This is a genomic window from Marinobacter gudaonensis, from assembly GCF_900115175.1.
Taxonomy (GTDB): domain Bacteria; phylum Pseudomonadota; class Gammaproteobacteria; order Pseudomonadales; family Oleiphilaceae; genus Marinobacter; species Marinobacter gudaonensis.
Genome location: NZ_FOYV01000001.1, coordinates 1,961,712 through 1,978,548, shown reverse-complemented (window position 1 = coordinate 1,978,548; position 16,837 = coordinate 1,961,712). Strand labels below are relative to the sequence as shown.

Below are 16,837 nucleotides of genomic sequence, written 5' to 3'. Positions count from 1 at the left end.
GTGTCGAACCTTCTGTTGCTCTCGGCTTACGATGCCGCCAGCCACCAGCGCTGGCGAGAGCAGCTTGCGAGCCTGTGTCCGGAGTATGTCTGGAGTCACCTGGCGCTGCCGCCCAGGTATTTTCGTTGGCGAATTCGGGGCAACCCCCTGAGTTGGCTGAACGAGCCGCTGCTTTCGGAGCCCCGGGATCTTGTTGTGGCCACGTCCATGGTGGATCTGGCCACCCTGCGGGGCCTGCATCGCCAACTGGCAGACACGCCCTGCCTGCTGTACATGCACGAAAACCAGTTTGCCTTCCCGGTGTCCAGCGGCCAGAACGCCAGCGCCGACCCTCAGATGGTGAACCTCTACAGCGCGATCTCGGCGGAACAGGTGGTGTTCAACAGTGCCTGGAACCGGGACAGCTTCCTGTCCGGCGTGGCGACTTTTCTGGACCGGCTGCCGGACCAGGTGCCCTCGGGACTGGTGGACCAGCTGCGGCTCAAATCCCGGGTTTTGCCGGTGCCCATTGAAGATCGGCTGTTCTGCGACCGTCCGGCACTGGCCAACCCCGACTGCCCGCACCTGCTCTGGAACCATCGGTGGGAGTACGACAAGGGCCCGGAACGGCTGCATCGGTTCCTGCAGGTGCTCCGGCGGCGATCGATCCCGTTCCGGCTCAGTGTGGTGGGGGAGCGTTTCCGCCAATACCCGACGGTGTTCGACCGGATACGGGAGGAGTTCGACGGGCGGATTGAACACTGGGGCTACCTGGACAATCGCGCCCGTTACGAGCAGCTGTTGTGCCAGGCGGATGTGGTGGTCTCGACGGCCCTGCACGACTTCCAGGGCCTGGCGATGCTTGAGGCCATGGCCTCCGGCTGCGTACCGCTGGCGCCAGACCGGCTGGCCTACCGCGAGTACGTGCCCGAGTCATGCCGCTACGCCAGTCACGAGCAGGACCCCGAACAGGAAGCCGAGGCCGCCACCGATCAACTGGTGTCCCTGCTGGCAAATCGCCCGCCGACCTCGGCGCCGGACGCCTGGCGGGCAACCCGGCTGGCGGAAGACTACCGGTTGCTGTTTGAGCAAATGATTGCCACCGGTGTTGCTGTCGGTTGACGCGATTTCGCAACCAAACCTGTCCCAGATCAAACCCGCCCCCTTGCGGTTGTCCGGCCCCAAACTAGACTCAAATTTGTCTGTCGGCCTTAGCACAGGGAGTCGTGGCCATGGAATTCCATACCCTCGACGGCAATGAAGCGGTGGCCTCGGTGGCCTATCGCCTCAGTGAAACCATCGCCATCTATCCGATCACCCCGGCGTCAGCCATGGGCGAGCACGCCGACGACTGGGCCGCCCTGGGTCGACCCAACCTGTGGGGCCAGGTGCCTGCTATGGTGGAAATGCAGTCGGAGGCGGGCGCAGCCGGCGCTATGCACGGCGCCTTGCAGGCCGGTTCACTGGTAACCACCTTTACTGCTTCCCAGGGGCTGCTGCTGATGCTGCCCAACCTGTACAAGATTGCCGGCGAGCTGTCGCCGTTGTGCATGCACATTGCCGCCCGCAGCATTGCTACCCATGCGCTGTCTATCTTCTGCGACCATTCCGATGTGATGAGTGCCCGGGGTACCGGGTTTGCCCTGCTGGCGTCGGGGTCGGTTCAGGAAGCCCAGGATCTGGCGGCCATCGGCCATGCGGTCACCCTCGAAACCCGGGTGCCGGTCATGCATTTCTTCGACGGCTTTCGGACCTCCCATGAAATTTCCAAAATCGCAGCCCTGAGCGATGACGATTTGAAGGCGCTGGTATCTCATGAAGGGGTGGAAACCCATCGCAGCCGCCGGATGACGCCGGACAGGCCATTAGTTCGAGGCACCTCCCAGAACCCGGATGCCTTCTTTCAGGCCAGGGAGGCCATCAATCCCTTCTATGAAGCGTTTCCGGACAAGTTGGAAGCCGTGATGGACCGGTTTGCCAGCATTAGCGGCCGTCAGTACCGGTTGTTTGACTATGTTGGTCACCCCGAGGCCGACAGGGTGGTCATTCTGATGGGCTCTGGGGCCGAATGCGCCCATGAGACGGTCGAGTGGCTGCTGGCGCAGGGCAAAAAGGTCGGGGTCCTCAAGGTGCGTCTGTTCCGGCCCTTTGCCACCGATCGCTTTCTGAACGCGTTGCCGGATACGGTTGAGCACCTGGCGGTATTGGACCGCACTAAGGAACCCGGAGCCCAGGGCGAGCCACTGCTGCTGGAAGTCAGTGGCGCTCTGATGGACGCCTGGAGCCAGGGTGAGCGCAAGGTGCTGCCCCGGGTGATCGGCGGTCGATACGGCCTGTCTTCCCGGGAGTTTACCCCGGCCATGGTGTGCGCCATTTTCGAGGAGCTGAAGGCCGAAGCCCCCAAGACCCGTTTTACGGTCGGTGTGCGCGACGATGTCACCCATCTCTCGCTGGACGTGGACAGCGAACTGGATATTGAATCCCCGAAAACCCGTCGGGCCCTGTTCTTCGGTCTCGGCGCCGATGGCACTGTTAGCAGTAACAAAGCCAGCATCAAGATTCTGGGCGAGGGCACGAACCTCTTTGCCCAGGGCCATTTCGTCTACGACTCCAAGAAATCCGGCGCGACCACGGTATCCCACCTGCGGTTCGGCCCGTTGCCCATCCGCTCCAGCTACCAGATCAACAAGGCCCAGTTTGTGGCCATTCATGCACCCCAGTTCCTGGAACGGTTTGATGTGCTGGAACACGCCGCCGAGGGCGCAACGGTGCTGCTCAATGTGCCCTGGGGAGTAGATGAGGTCTGGGACCGGTTATCGGTGGAGATCCAGCGGGCGCTGGTTGAGCGCAGGGCACGCCTGTTTGTTATCGATGCCGCCGAGGTGGCGGAAAAAGCGGGGCTGGAACGGCGGATCAACACGGTGATGCAGGTCTGTTTCTTCGCCCTGGCGGATATCCTGCCCCGGGATGAGGCCATTGCCCAGATCAAGGAGTCCATCCGCAAGACCTGGGGCCGGCGCGGTCCCGAGGTGGTGCGCCGAAATGTGGAGGCGGTGGACTCGGCGCTGGACAACCTGCATGAAGTAACGGTGCCGGATAAGGTAACGGCCACCCGCACCCGATCACCGAGAGTGCCAGAAGATGCGCCAGACTTTGTGCAAAAAGTTACTCGTCTGCTACTGGAAGGACAAGGGGACAAGCTGCCGGTCAGTGCGTTCCCACCAGATGGCACCTGGCCAACGGGCACCAGCCAGTACGAGAAGCGAACCATTGCCCTGGACATTCCGATCTGGGAGTCCGACCTCTGCGTTCAGTGCAACTTCTGCGCAATGATCTGCCCCCACACCGCGATCGCCAGCAAGGTGTTCGAGCCCGAGGCGGCCAAGGGGGCTCCCGAGAGCTTCGAAGCCGTGCCGGAAACCCAGACCTCTGAACTGGAAGGTCTGGATTACCGGATTCAGGTGGCCCCTGATGACTGCACCGGCTGCGGTTTGTGTGTCGAGGTTTGCCCGGCAAAGGACCGGACCCAGCCAAAGCGCAAAGCCATCAACATGCAGCCCATCGAGCAGCATCGTGAGGTGGAAGCGGAGAACCTGGCGTTCTTCCGGCGTATTCCGGATGTGCCCAGAGACCGCATCCCCCGCGACTTCAAAGCCCTGCCGCTGCTGATTCCGCTGTTCGAATATTCGGGCGCCTGTTCCGGTTGCGGTGAAACACCCTATATCCGTCTGCTGACTCAACTGGTGGGCGATCGGCTGCTGATTGCGAACGCCACCGGTTGTTCCTCGATCTACGGTGGCAATCTGCCAACCACGCCCTACACGGTGAATGCCGACGGCCGGGGGCCCACCTGGAACAATTCATTGTTCGAAGACGCCGCAGAACTGGGCCTGGGTATGCGTCTGGGGCTGGACAAGCTTGTCGACCGGGCCCGGCAGTTGCTGGACGCAGTGCAGGGTCAGTTGCCCGGGGGGCTTTATACGGACCTGACCACTCCCTGCACGACAATCGATGAAACCGCCATGGCGTCGCGGCGCGCCGCCATCGAGCAGCTCCGTAGCTGGCTGACGGACCAGGAGGGGCCGGAGGCCCGGGAACTTGAAAGTCTGGCCGACGAGCTCTGCCCGAAGAGCGTCTGGGTGATTGGCGGTGACGGCTGGGCCTATGACATTGGCTACGGCGGCCTGGACCACGCCCTGGCCTCGGGCCAGAATCTGAAACTGCTGGTGTTGGACACCGAGGTGTATTCCAACACCGGCGGCCAGCAATCAAAAGCCACGCCCATGGGTGCCATCGCCAAGTTTGCCGCCGCCGGCAAGGCCACCCGCAAGAAGGACCTGGGTCTGCTGGCCATGAGCTACGGTCACGTTTATGTGGCCCAGATCGCCCTACAATCCCACAGCAACCAGACTGCCCGGGCGCTGCAGGAGGCCGAGAGTTTTGAGGGCCCGGCCCTGATCATTGCCCACAGTCCCTGTATTGCCCACGGCTATGACCTGGTGCATTCGCCGGCCCAGCAGAAACGGGCGGTGGACAGCTGGGCCTGGCCACTGTACCGGTTTGATCCCCGACGCATTCATGAGGGCCTTCCGCCCCTGCAACTGGATTCGCCGCGCCAGAAAATCACCATGAAAGCCTACATGCAGGAAGAGGCCCGCTTCCGGATGCTGGAGCTGAGAGAACCCCAGCGCTACGAACAGCTGGTGGCCGCAGCGTCGGAGGCGGCAACGGAACAGCGGGAGCTCTACAAGCAACTGGCGGGGATCCATTTCGAGCCTCACGAATCGTCCGATGCTGACAACGATAAGGGTGAACGTCATGACTGATCTGGCAACCCGCTGGCTGGGCCTCGAGCTCCGCTCGCCCCTGGTGGTCGGCGCCAGTCCGCTGACCGACGACCTGGATGCACTGAAGGCCTGCGTCAGGGCCGGTGCGGGCGCCGTTGTCATGCATTCGCTGTTCGAGGAGCAGCTGGTAGAGGAGCAGATGGCCGCTCACCGGTTTATCGATTCCCGAACCCATACCGATGCGGAGGCGCGCTCCTTCTTCCCGGAATCCGAGTTGTTTGAGATGGGATCAGATAGCTACCTGCAGCGCCTGGAGCTGCTGCGACAATCGCTGGATGTGCCGGTGATTGCCTCGCTCAACGGCATCTCGACCGGAGGCTGGACGGGGCACGCCGTGGAAATGGAAGCGGCGGGTGCCCATGCCATCGAGCTGAATCTTTATGACCCGGCGTCAGACCCCGCGGAAACGGCACAAACCCTGGAGCAGCGGCAACTGGCGGTCATAAATGCGGTGGCTGAGCAGGTCAGCATCCCGGTCAGCGTGAAGCTATCCCCTTTCTACTCGGCGTTGCCTGCGTTCGTGGCCGGAACCGAAAAGGCCGGGGCGCGCGGGCTGGTGCTGTTTAACCGGTTTTACCAGCCGGAGATGGATCTGGATGCGCTGGAGCTGAGCCGGAAGGTGGTGCTGTCCTCCAGTGCCGAGCTGCCGTTGCGGCTGCACGGGATTGCCATGCTCTTTGGCCGGACAGGGCTGGAGATGGCCGCCTCCGGTGGGGTGCATACCGGTGATGATGCGGCCAAGGCCCTGCTTTCCGGAGCAACGGTGGTTCAGGTGGTTTCTGCTTTGCTGGCAGAAGGTCCCAGGGCCATGGCGCGAATACACGGCGAATTGGGCCGGCGGCTGTCGGATATGGGGTACCGTGACCTGGCGGAGGCACGGGGAGCACTGTCCATGGCAAACGCGCCCAACAGTCGAACCTGGGAGCGCCTCAACTATGCCCGTCTGCTGCATGGCTGGACATAATCATTACAGGCTCTGGTCAGGCACTTCCCGGATTCGCCCGTGCTCATCGATGGCAACATAAACAAAAAGGCCTTCGGTCACCTTGCGGGGAGTCCGGGCGGTGCGGTCCAGAGTCCAGACCTCCACGTTGATCTTCATGGAGCTGCGACCGATGTCCACCAGCTCGCAATAACAGCCAACCTGGGAGCCGACCCGCAGTGGCGAGAGGAACTCCATCCTGTCCATGGCCACGGTGGCGTTGCGGCCCTGGGATATCCGTCCGGCCACAGTGTTGGCGGCAAGATCCATCTGTTTGACCAGCCAGCCTGCGAACACATCGCCGTTGGCGTTGGTGTCTGCGGGAAGGGGAATAACCTGGAGCGTGAGTTCGCCCCTTGGCGTGGGTTTGTCATCGTCGAATGCTGTCATCGTACTGCCTCAGCGCATGCCTGGAATTGTTGTTCCCCGCATGGTAACTGCCTTGCGCGCCGCTGCAAGCAAATTTCAGTATTCCCAACTATATTTCAGGAGCTGTAACAAAGTTGTCACAGAGTGCCATTAGTCTGCACCCATCGGTAAAAGACATCCGACACAACGTCCAAACCAATAATGGAGACTCGACGTGATGAAACTGAACAAAGCACTCGCGACCGTTGCGCTGGCCGGCTCGGTGGCCGCCCTGTCCGCACCTGCCATGGCTCGTGACACCATCAGCATCGTGGGCTCTTCCACGGTTTATCCGTTTGCTACTGTTGTGGCTGAGCGTTTTGGTGCCAACTCCGATTTCCCGACTCCCAAGCTCGAGTCCACCGGCTCCGGCGGCGGTCTGAAACTGTTCTGCCAGGGCGTGGGCACCCAGCACCCGGACATCACCAACGCTTCCCGCCGCATGAAGCCGTCCGAGTTTGATCTGTGCCAGAGCAATGGCGTTAAGGACATCACTGAGTTCCGTATCGGTTCCGACGGCATCGTGATTGCCAGCTCCAAAGAGGCCGAGAACCTCGAGATCACCCTGGAGCAGTTGTTCCTGGCCCTGGGCAAGGAAGTGCCCAATCCCAAGAACGAAAACGAGTTGGTTGCCAACCCTTACAAGAAGTGGAGCGACATTGACTCCAGTCTGCCGAACAAGCCGATTCGTGTGATGGGACCGCCCCCGACATCCGGTACCCGTGACTCCTTCAACGAGCTGGCCCTGCAGGGTGGCTGTGAGGACCTGCCAGCGGTTGCCAACATGAGCGAAGACGACATGGAATCGGTGTGTCAGAGCATTCGTGAGGACGGCGCCTTCATTGAAGCTGGCGAGAACGACAACCTGATCGTGCAAAAGCTGATCGGCGATACCGATATGTACGGTGTGTTCGGCTACAGCTTCCTGGAAGAGAACGCCGACCGTCTGCAGGCCGCTACCCTGAACGGCATGGTGCCGACTGCCGAGGCAATTGCTGCCGACGAGTACCCGGTGGCCCGTTCCCTGTTCTTCTACGTGAAAAAGGCGCACGTTGGCGTTGTTCCTGGCATTGCCGAGTATGTGGCTGAATTCACCAGCCCTGGCGCCATGGGCCCTAACGGCTACCTGAAGAGCGTGGGTCTGATTGTACCGCCGCGCGATGCCCTGATGCAGCTTCAGGACAAAGCTGAAAACATGCCGAACCTGGCGAAAGACGAGCTGATGTAAGCCCGGCTTTCACGCCAGACGAGCAAAAGGGTGCGGCTCTTCGGGGCCGCACCCTTTCGTGCGTCAGGGTCCAGGGTGCGAATCCTTGTCTGACCCTTTACACTTGTGACCTGCTAAACATGCCAAACAGGAAACTTCATGCAACCGGCTAACCTCATGCTATTGGTCATCGTCTGTATCGCGGTGGCCTATGGTCTTGGATACGCCCGCTCCCGCTCCCTGGCCATGCCCATGGGCGGTATCCGGCATCTTAAATCCCTGCCGTTCTACTACGGTGCCCGCGCTGCGCTCTGGTGCGGCATTCCCGCGCTGATTGTCCTGGCGCTGTGGGCCGCATTTCAGGGCAAGGTTATTCAACTGCTGGTGATTGGTTCATTGCCGCCAGAGCTGGTACCCGAGGGCGAGGGCCGTGCCAGCCTGCTGCTCAGCCAGATCAGTAACGTGGCCAGCGGCGCCCTGCCGCCGGGGTTTGTCGAGGCGCCGGTGGCCGAGGCGGCAGAACGACTGAAATCACTGCGCGCCCAGAGCCGGCTTTACATGACGGTGCTGGTGGTTGCGGTGGCGGTACTGGCGGGTTTCCTGGGCTGGTTGCGTATTCGTCCGACGCTGAACGCCCGCAGTCAGGTGGAAACGACGTTGAAGTGGATCTTCTTCGCCTGTGCGGCGCTGGCCATTCTCACAACCGTAGGCATTGTCTTCTCGGTGGCCTTTGAAACCATCCGGTTTTTCCAGAAGATTTCTTTCTTCGAGTTTTTCTTCGGCACCCAATGGAGCCCCCAGACGGCACTCCGGGCCGACCAGGTGGCGGCCGAGGGCGCCTTCGGCATGGTGCCCCTGTTCACCGGCACCCTGCTGATTTCCGCCATTGCCATGGTGGTAGCGGTTCCGGTGGGCCTGCTTTCGGCCATTTACCTTTCGGAATACGCGAACAAGCGGGTCCGAGGTATTTTCAAGCCGCTGCTGGAAATGCTTGCGGGCATTCCGACCGTGGTCTACGGCTTTTTCGCCGCGCTCACCGTGGCGCCCTTCATCAGTGATTTTGCCGCTTCTTTCGGTATCGATGCATCGTCCCAGAGCGCCCTGGCTGCCGGTGGCGTCATGGGCATCATGATCATTCCTTTTGTCTCATCGCTGTCGGACGATGTGATCAACGCCGTGCCTCAGAACCTTCGGGACGGCTCACTCGCGCTGGGCGCCACCCAGTCTGAAACCATGAAAAAGGTGATCTTCCCGGCGGCATTGCCCGGCATCATGGGGGGTGTTCTGCTGGCGGTTTCCCGCGCCATTGGCGAAACCATGATCGTGGTCATGGCTGCGGGCCTTGCCGCCAACCTGACGGCCAACCCGCTGGAGTCGGTCACCACAGTGACCGTGCAGATCGTGACCCTTCTGACCGGTGATCAGGAATTCGACAGCGCCAAGACCCTGGCGGCCTTCGCCCTGGGCGCCATGCTGTTCGTGGCGACGCTGCTGCTTAACGTTCTTGCTCTGAAAATTGTCCGCAAATATCGGGAACAGTATGACTGATCAACGTACCCAGGCGGAGATCGTCCGCCAGTCGCTCAAGCGTCGCTACCGCAAGGAGCGCCGTTTCCGCGCCTACGGCATGGCAGCCATCGCCATTGCCCTGGGCGCCCTGGTGATCCTGTTTGCCGACATTATCGGCAAGGGTCACACAGCCTTTGTGAAGACCACCATTACCCTTGATGTGAACATCGACGGTGAGGCCATGTATCTGGACGATGCCTCGGATGCGCGTCAGATGAAAATGGCGGATTTCGTGGAGCCCCTGGTGCGGGCCCTGATGCAGGAAATTCCCGACGCCGGCCCGTCTGATCGGGACGATGTGCGCGACCTCATCAACCCCTACGCGGGCAATCAGCTGCGGGAAGCTCTCAAGAACAATCCGGATCTGCTCAACACCACGCAGACCATGACCTTCCTCGCCCATACCGACGTGGATGTCTACGTGAAACACGCCGGCGATGAGGCCTACTCCATCAAACTCAATGAACAGCAGCAGGCCTGGGTGGATCAGCTGTATGAGAGGGGCGTGATTGATACTTCGTTCAATGACGTGTTCTTCAGCGGCGGGGACTCAAGGGATCCATCCCGCGCCGGGATTCTGGGTGCCGTGGTGGGCTCATTGCTGACCATGGTCGTGACCCTGGCGCTATCGTTTCCGATTGGCGTCGCGGCTGCAATCTACCTGGAGGAATTCGCGCCCCAGAACAAGCTGACCGACTTTATCGAGGTCAATATCAACAACCTGGCGGCGGTGCCGTCGATCATCTTCGGTCTTCTGGGTCTTGCGGTGTTTATCAACCTGTTCGGCATGCCGCGCTCGGTTCCCGTCGTCGGCGGCCTGGTACTGACCCTGATGACGCTGCCCACCATCATCATCTCAAGCCGCGCCGCCATCAAGAGCGTGCCGCCCTCCATCCGGGAAGCGGCCGAGGGCATTGGCGCCTCCAAGATGCAGGTGGTGCTGCACCACGTACTGCCGCTGGCCATGCCGGGCATGCTGACCGGCTCCATCATCGGCATGGCTCAGGCCCTGGGCGAGACCGCGCCGCTGCTGCTGATCGGCATGGTGGCCTTCATTGTGGACGTGCCGGACGGATTCTTTGATTCGGCAACGGTACTTCCGGTTCAGGTCTTCCTGTGGGCGGGCAGTCCGGAACTGGCTTTTATTGAACGCGCGTCAGCGGCCATTATGGTGCTCCTGACCTTCCTGATTGGTATGAATGCATTGGCCATCTGGCTGCGCAAGCGACTCGAGCGCCGGTGGTAAGGAGGATGTCTATGAATACGCTCAACACAACGGTGACCAGCGAGGCAGAGCAGCCGGAGGAAAGCACCATTCCCGTTCAGGAAGAACGGCCTGCAGAGACCAAGATTGATGAAGGCAAAACCGTCGGTCAGCCGTTCTCTGAGGATCCGAAGTTCAAGCTCCGGAATGTCGAGGTGTTCTATGGCCAGGATCGCGCCATCAAGAACATCAGCCTGGACATCGGTCGCAACGAAGTGATTGCCTTTATCGGGCCTTCCGGCTGTGGCAAGTCCACCTTCCTGCGTTGTCTGAACCGCATGAACGACAGTATCGATATCTGCCGGGTTAAGGGTTCCCTGCAACTGGACGACCACGACATCTACGACCCCAAGCGGGATGTAGTGGAGCTCCGCGCCCGGGTGGGCATGGTGTTCCAGAAACCGAACCCGTTCCCGAAATCGATCTATGACAACGTGGCCTACGGCCCCCGTATTCACGGCCTGGCGAACCGCAAGTCTGATCTGGACGAAATCGTGGAGAACAGCCTGCGCAAGGCCGGGTTATGGGATGAGGTCAAGGACCGCCTGGATGCAACCGCCACCGGCATGTCCGGTGGCCAGCAGCAGCGCCTGTGCATTGCCCGCGCCATCGCGGTGAGCCCTGAGGTGGTGCTGATGGACGAGCCTTGCTCGGCCCTGGACCCGATCGCCACGGCGAAGATTGAAGAGCTGATTGCCGAGCTGTCCGAGAGCTACACCATCGTGATTGTGACTCACTCCATGCAGCAGGCGGCCCGGGTTTCCCACCGCACGGCCTATTTCCACCTTGGCCACCTGGTGGAAGTGAACGAGACTAACAAGGTGTTCACCTCGCCGAAACATCAACTGACCGAGTCTTATATTACTGGCCGTTTCGGCTGATTCCGGACCCGAGGAATTTTGGAGAAGAACAGTATGCCAACGAAGAAGGACGACGTTTACGGAGATCACATCTCCCACAAGTTCAATGATGAACTCATGGCGCTCAAGACCGAGTTCCTGAAAATGGGCGGCATGGTTGAAGCCCAGGTTGAGAACGCGATTCAGGCCCTGGTTGATGGCGACGGCCACATGGCCGACGAAATCCGCGCCAACGACAAGAAAGTCGACAAGATGGAAGTCGAGATCGACGAGGAAGCCACACTGATCATCGCCCGCCGCCAACCGACAGCGCGGGATCTGCGTCTGGTTATCTCGGTCATCAAGATGGTGGCCGACCTGGAGCGGGTCGGTGACGAGGCCAAAAAAATCGCCAAGCTGGCCATCAAGCTGCAGGAAGAGGGCCAGGCGCCCCGAGGCTATGTGGAGGTTCGCCACATTGGCACCCACGTTCTGAGTATGCTGCATGACGCCCTGGACGCCTTTGCCCGGCTGGACTCCGAGCAAGCGTTGCGGATCATGAAGGAAGACAAGCGCGTTGACGAGGAGTATCAGGCGGCGGCCCGTACCCTGCTGACGTTCATGATGGAAGACACCCGAAACATCTCCCGATGCATGTCGGTGATGTGGGTGCTCCGTGCCCTGGAGCGGGTGGGCGACCACGCCTGCAACATTGCCGAGAACGTGATCTTCATGGTCAAAGGCGAGGACGTTCGGCATACGCCGGTGGAGGAAGCCGAGAAAGTCGTCGGCCGTTGAGCGTTTTACTTGGGTGTCTGGAGGGGCTGGTTCGGCCTTTCCAGACACGCCCGCAAGTACGTCCCTGTAGGGCTTGGCTGTGGCCATCCCTGGCCACAGACAGTCTGGAAAGGCCGAACCAGCCCCTCCGATCATACCCGCGAATCCTTCTCAGGGAGTTTCAGTCAGCTTTGGTTTTACTGAGTTTGCCTGACTGAATAGTTCGCCTGGCCGACGTGTGGTGGGGCTTTCCGGGACTGTCTTTCGCCATGGATGGCGAAAGTCAAGCGACCAGGGACGGCTCGAGCGGGTCCCGGAAAGCCCCACCACATGTCGGCCCTCCTCCCAAGCTAAAACAGTCAGGCCTGCTTCATCTTATCGGTATAAGGCGGCCATCCCAGGGGCTTGCCGGCCAGTACATGCAGGTGGATGTGGAAGACCGTCTGGCCCGAATTTTCGCCGCAATTCATGACCACTCGATAGCCGTCGTCGGCAAATCCCTGCTCTTTGGCAATCTTCGCCGCCACCACATACAGGTGCCCCACCAGTTCACGGTCATCTTCGGTGATGTCGTTGATGGTGGCGATAGGTTTCTTCGGGATGACCAGGAAATGCACCGGCGCCTGGGGGTTGATGTCGCTGAACGCCAGGCTGAGGTCGTCCTCGTAGAGGATGTCAGCGGGGATTTCCCGGTTGATGATCTTGGTGAAAATCGTCTCTGACATACGGGCTCCTTGGTGTTTGTTCGGATTCTCGGGTTTAGAGTTGGCCCAGGCCGGGTAACCGGCTGGCGAGTTGCCGAATCACGGCCGGCAGCTCGTCGTCGATGCCCATGGCGTACCGGGCCACCCGGTTGCGGGCGAAGGGCAGGGCGCGGGCGGCGCCGAGGCCCAGGTTGCGCAGCAGGTGCACCGGCGGAATGCGGTTGCTGAACAGATGGTAAAACAGGTCCATGGTCATCATCATCCGGTGGTTGGCCGGGCGGCGCTGCTGTTCGTAGGGGGCCAGCCAGCGTTCGGAGGAAAGGTCCTCCCCGGCCCGTTTGGCTTCACGCATTAGCATCTGCAGGCACTGGGCGTCCTGGAAGCCCAGGTTGACCCCCTGGCCGGCCAGGGGATTGATGGTGTGCGCGGCATCGCCGGCCAGAACCACGCGGCCTGCGAAATAGTGTTTGGCATGCTGGCGGGCAATGGGGAAGGACGCCTTCCTGTCGATGTGCGTGAGCGGTGGCAAGTCGGCCGGGAAACCGGACTGGATCTCCGCCATCAGCTCGGCGTTGTCCAGTGATTTCAGGCGGGCCAGTTCATCCGGTGCGTCGTACCAGACCAGCGAAGCCCAGCTTTCACCCGGGTGGTTGTCGCCGGCGGTGTGCAGGGGCAGGAAGGCTCTGGGCCCGCTGGGAAGGAAGCCCTGCCAGGTGATGTCTTCCACTGATCCCTGATAGCGCACCGAAATTACCATGGCCTGCTGGCTGTACTGGTTGCGGGTGGTGCCGATACCTGCCAGTTCCCGGACCCTTGAGCGGGCGCCATCGGCGCCGATAATCAGGGCTGCGGTCAGCGTCTGGCCGTCGTCCAGGGTGACCGTTGCCGAGTGCTGGTCCTGCTGCAGCGAAGCCACGCCCTGGCCATGGACAAGCGTTACCGAGGGTTCCGCTTCTGCACTCTGCCACAGCGCCTGCTGGGTAATGGAATTTTCGACAATGTGTCCCAGATGCGGCGCGCCAAGTTCGCAGGCATCGAACGCCACTTCGGCCAGGCGACCGGGAATCAGGGTCTGCAGGGGATGACGGGTTTCGTCCCAGACCGCCAGCCGTCGATAGGGGGTGGCGCGCATCTGCCGTATGGCTTGCCAGGCGCCGAGGGTATCCAGGTAACGCTCACTGCCGGCACTGAGGGCTGAGACCCGAATGTCCGGGCGTTCGTCTGGATTGAACGAGGGGGGCGGTGCACGGTCCACCACGGCCACACTGAATCCGGCCTGGCCAAGACCGGTGGCCAGGGCAGCGCCGACCATGCCGGCGCCGACCACCACGATATCAAAGGCTTGAGTCATATCGGTTTCCTGTCAGATGCGCCCAGTTTACGCGATGACGGCGGCCAGACAAGAGACCGGCTTCAAGCCGGTTCAACGGGACTCAGTAACCGGCTGCGCCGGACACCGGCTCCTTGGCCACCTGTTCCGGCTGCCGGCGCCCCTTGGCCAGCCATGCGGGCTTCTGGGCACCGGGTTTGGTGAAACCCTGGTTGAGTACCATGGGCTGCACCAGCGACAGGAAGTCACTGGTCTTCATGTGCACAGATTCGGTGTGACTGCCGGCAGCGAAGGCCAGCTCTGGCTGTTCCGTCAGGACTTCGGCACAGTAGACCGTCATGCCGAAGAGGTTGCCGAACGGGGGCATGGCCCCGACTTCGCAGTCCGGGAAGCGATCCTGGAATTCCTGCTCATCGGCCAGATCAACGAAATCGGTGTCGAGTATACGAGAGAGTCTGTCCCAGCGGATGCGCCAGGTGGCGGGCATCACCAGCATGGCCATCTTGCCATCGAGCTCTATGATCACGGTTTTCACTACGCGGTCGCCGGCGATTTTCACATGGTGTGCCAGTTCCTGGGCAGTGAACGCGGGGGGATGGGACAGGCACATGTACTCCACGCCTGCTTCGTCGAGGAATTCCTTCAACTGCTGTACCGGCATAGTGACAACCTCCTACCAGCAATGACAGCGTTCCGGAGCCTGTGATGCTTCAGGTGCCTGGCCCCGATGGGCTGGTGGGACTCGGGCGTCCCACCATTACTGCTCAGCTTAGTTGACGTTACGCAGTTTGCGAGTAACCGGATGTATCAATGAGAAACCGATCACTCGTGCTTGTAGAGATGCACGTCTCGCTGCGGGAACGGAATGGTGATGTCTTCCTTGTCGAAGGCTTTCTTGACGCGCTCGTGCATGTCCCAGTAGACCGGCCAGAGATCGTCGGTCTTGGTCCACGGGCGCACGATGATGTTCACGGAATTGTCACCCAGTGAGCCCACCGAGATCCTCGGCGCCGGCTCTGGCAAGACCCGCTCGTCTTCATCCAGCAGCTGCTTGATCACGGCGCGGGCCTTGTCGATGTCGTCGCTGTAGGAAATGCCAAAGGTCATGTCGCAACGACGGGTGTCGTAGAAGCTGACATTCACCAGCGTGGCATTGGACAGGCTGCCGTTGGGGATAACGATGCGGCGGTTATCGAAGGTGTCGACAATGGTATAGAGAATGGTGATTTCGCGAACGGCGCCCAGGTATCCCTGGGCTTCAATGGTGTCGCCCACCTTGAACGGCTTGAAGATGAGGATCAGCACACCGCCGGCGAAGTTGGCCAGGCTGCCCTGAAGCGCCAGGCCAACAGCCAGGCCGGCGGCACCGATGATGGCCACGAACGAAGTGGTGGCAATGCCAACCATGGAGGCCACGGAAATCAGCAGCAGGATCTTGAGAATGGCGCCGATCAGGCCGCACAGGAACTTGTTAAGCGTCGGATCCTTCTTGCCGAGCTTGTTGTCCAGTACGCCCACGAAGCGGTTGATCAGCCACAGACCAACGATCAGCGTGACAATCGCCAACACCACCTTCGGGGCGTAGGTCATCACCAGGGCCATGGCCTGGTTCATGAGTTCCGAGGCGCTGCCGTCAGCGCCGAAAAGGTTTTCCATGGAGGACTCCTTGTTCATTGGTGTTTTTCATTCGTGTTCGAGAAACCGACAAGATTCTGTAGCTAGCTGATTTGCCATCCACTTTTTATAGCAGACAAATGTGAACCCTGTCTGACTCAGGACCTTTCTAGGCACGTAAGTCTACGTGTCCGAAACGGAGTTGGCCCAGTCCGTAAGGGCCCGGGGGCCTCCGCGGACAAGAATGCGACCCTCTTTCTGGCTCAGCTGGTAGTCGTACATGGGATCGTAATAATCCCGCAAAAGGGCTTCAATCCAGGCGTCGTGGCCCTGCACCCGGCCTTCCAGCTGCTGTTGCTCGAGGGCCTGCTCCATCAGTGCCCGCAGCTGCCGGTGGCGTTCGCCACCCAGGCGTTTGCGAATCCGGTCCAGGGCGCTGAGCAGGTAGTCCCGGAAATTGAGCCAGCCGGCTTCCGGGCCGTCGCGCTGGGTGTAATCCGCGAGCATGCCTTCCACATAGTCTTCTCGGATGATGGCCACGCGCTCTTTCATTGGCTGTTCCAGGATCATAAGGGGTGAGGCGGCCATACGCGCCCTCAGAGATTCGGGCAGGGCGCAGCGACCGACCAGACGGCTTTCGTCTTCCAGGTAGATGGGGCCGCCCACGAGGTGGTGCGCCTTGAGCATCGCGACTGCCAACCGGTTCTCGAAGTCGATCTGCGAGGGCTGTGGCGTCACCTGCCGTCCGAAACTGGATCCGCGGTGATTGGCCAGGCCTTCCAGGTCCACCGGGTTGGGGAGTTGTCTGAGAACACGTGTCTTGCCGGTGCCGGTGCGGCCGCTGACGATCCGGAAATTGCCGGATTCGATCCGGGCCTCAAGGCTGTCAATCAGGAAGCGGCGCAGGGCCTTGTAGCCGCCCTTGACCAGCGGGTAATTGATGCCGGCATCCCGGATCCACTGCTGGGTCAGCCGCGACCTCAAGCCGCCCCGGAAACAGAACAGGTAACCGTCGGGGTGCTGAGCGACAAACCGTTTCCAGGCTTCGATGCGCTGGGCCTTGATGTCACCGGAAACCAGCTGGTGCCCCAGCTCGATGGCTTTGTCCTGGCCCTTTTCCTTGTAGCAGATGCCGACCCGATGGCGCTCTTCGTCGTTCATCAGTGGCGCGTTGGTGGCGCTGGGAAAGCTGCCGCGGGAATACTCCACCGGTGCCCGAACGTCCAGCAGGGGGGTGTCGTTCAGGAACAGGGCGAGGTAGTCGTCGGTGTCGGGTCTGCTTGCCATGTCAGGGTCTGGGTGGTTATCAAATGAAGG

At 61.0% G+C, this 16,837-nt stretch carries 14 protein-coding genes; 8 read left to right on the top strand and 6 right to left on the bottom strand.

The window, feature by feature from the left end:
* From BM344_RS09055 to BM344_RS09045, 3 genes are all read left to right on the top strand, one after another.
* Positions 1–1,101 carry a tRNA-queuosine alpha-mannosyltransferase domain-containing protein gene (locus BM344_RS09055; protein WP_228143584.1) on the top strand — a complete coding sequence of 367 codons (1,101 nt, stop codon included), beginning with the start codon at positions 1–3 and terminating at the stop codon, positions 1,099–1,101.
* Between the two features lie 110 nt (positions 1,102–1,211).
* Positions 1,212–4,805, top strand: coding sequence for a pyruvate:ferredoxin (flavodoxin) oxidoreductase (gene nifJ / locus BM344_RS09050; RefSeq protein ID WP_091988555.1), 3,594 nt, complete (start codon positions 1,212–1,214; stop codon positions 4,803–4,805).
* Positions 4,798–5,790: a dihydroorotate dehydrogenase-like protein gene (locus tag BM344_RS09045; RefSeq protein WP_091988553.1), complete on the top strand. Its 993-nt coding sequence runs from the start codon at positions 4,798–4,800 to the stop codon at positions 5,788–5,790. The genes nifJ and BM344_RS09045 overlap by 8 nt, the downstream gene beginning before the upstream one ends.
* 3 nt (positions 5,791–5,793) lie before the next feature.
* Here BM344_RS09045 and BM344_RS09040 read toward each other — a convergent pair whose 3' ends face one another.
* Positions 5,794–6,198 (bottom strand): acyl-CoA thioesterase, encoded by a 405-nt coding sequence (locus BM344_RS09040; protein WP_091988549.1) that lies wholly within the window; start codon positions 6,196–6,198, stop codon positions 5,794–5,796.
* A 193-nt stretch (positions 6,199–6,391) separates the two neighbouring features.
* Between BM344_RS09040 and BM344_RS09035 the strand changes: the two genes are divergently transcribed.
* The 5 genes from BM344_RS09035 to phoU all read left to right on the top strand — a co-directional run bounded on the left by BM344_RS09035 (position 6,392) and on the right by phoU (position 11,893).
* Entirely contained in the window at positions 6,392–7,444 is a 1,053-nt protein-coding gene (locus tag BM344_RS09035; RefSeq protein WP_091988547.1) for a substrate-binding domain-containing protein, read from the top strand.
* Between the two features lie 138 nt (positions 7,445–7,582).
* The gene (pstC, locus tag BM344_RS09030; protein ID WP_091988544.1) at positions 7,583–8,971 is read left to right on the top strand and encodes a phosphate ABC transporter permease subunit PstC; all 1,389 of its coding nucleotides are present in this window, start codon (positions 7,583–7,585) and stop codon (positions 8,969–8,971) included.
* Entirely contained in the window at positions 8,964–10,238 is a 1,275-nt protein-coding gene (gene pstA / locus BM344_RS09025) for a phosphate ABC transporter permease PstA (protein ID WP_091988541.1), read from the top strand. Before pstC ends, pstA begins: the two co-directional genes overlap by 8 nt.
* An 11-nt stretch (positions 10,239–10,249) precedes the next feature.
* Positions 10,250–11,137 carry a phosphate ABC transporter ATP-binding protein PstB gene (gene pstB / locus BM344_RS09020; protein WP_091988538.1) on the top strand — a complete coding sequence of 296 codons (888 nt, stop codon included), beginning with the start codon at positions 10,250–10,252 and terminating at the stop codon, positions 11,135–11,137.
* A 33-nt stretch (positions 11,138–11,170) separates the two neighbouring features.
* On the top strand, positions 11,171–11,893 hold the full coding sequence (gene phoU / locus BM344_RS09015) for a phosphate signaling complex protein PhoU (RefSeq protein WP_091988535.1): 723 nt from the start codon (positions 11,171–11,173) through the stop codon (positions 11,891–11,893).
* A 338-nt stretch (positions 11,894–12,231) separates the two neighbouring features.
* On the opposite strand, the gene BM344_RS09010 is transcribed toward phoU, so the two are convergent.
* The 5 genes from BM344_RS09010 to mnmH form a co-directional block, all read right to left on the bottom strand.
* Positions 12,232–12,597 carry a histidine triad nucleotide-binding protein gene (locus tag BM344_RS09010; protein WP_091988532.1) on the bottom strand — a complete coding sequence of 122 codons (366 nt, stop codon included), beginning with the start codon at positions 12,595–12,597 and terminating at the stop codon, positions 12,232–12,234.
* A gap of 34 nt (positions 12,598–12,631) precedes the next feature.
* Complete coding sequence (locus tag BM344_RS09005; RefSeq protein WP_091988530.1) at positions 12,632–13,927, bottom strand: FAD-dependent monooxygenase; 1,296 nt, start codon at positions 13,925–13,927, stop codon at positions 12,632–12,634.
* Between the two features lie 82 nt (positions 13,928–14,009).
* Positions 14,010–14,567 carry an aminoacyl-tRNA deacylase gene (locus BM344_RS09000; RefSeq protein ID WP_091988527.1) on the bottom strand — a complete coding sequence of 186 codons (558 nt, stop codon included), beginning with the start codon at positions 14,565–14,567 and terminating at the stop codon, positions 14,010–14,012.
* Positions 14,568–14,728: 161 nt separating this feature from the next.
* Positions 14,729–15,562 carry a mechanosensitive ion channel family protein gene (locus BM344_RS08995; protein WP_091990954.1) on the bottom strand — a complete coding sequence of 278 codons (834 nt, stop codon included), beginning with the start codon at positions 15,560–15,562 and terminating at the stop codon, positions 14,729–14,731.
* 141 nt (positions 15,563–15,703) lie between these two features.
* Entirely contained in the window at positions 15,704–16,807 is a 1,104-nt protein-coding gene (gene mnmH, locus BM344_RS08990) for a tRNA 2-selenouridine(34) synthase MnmH (protein WP_091988524.1), read from the bottom strand.
* Positions 16,808–16,837: the final 30 nt, after the last annotated feature.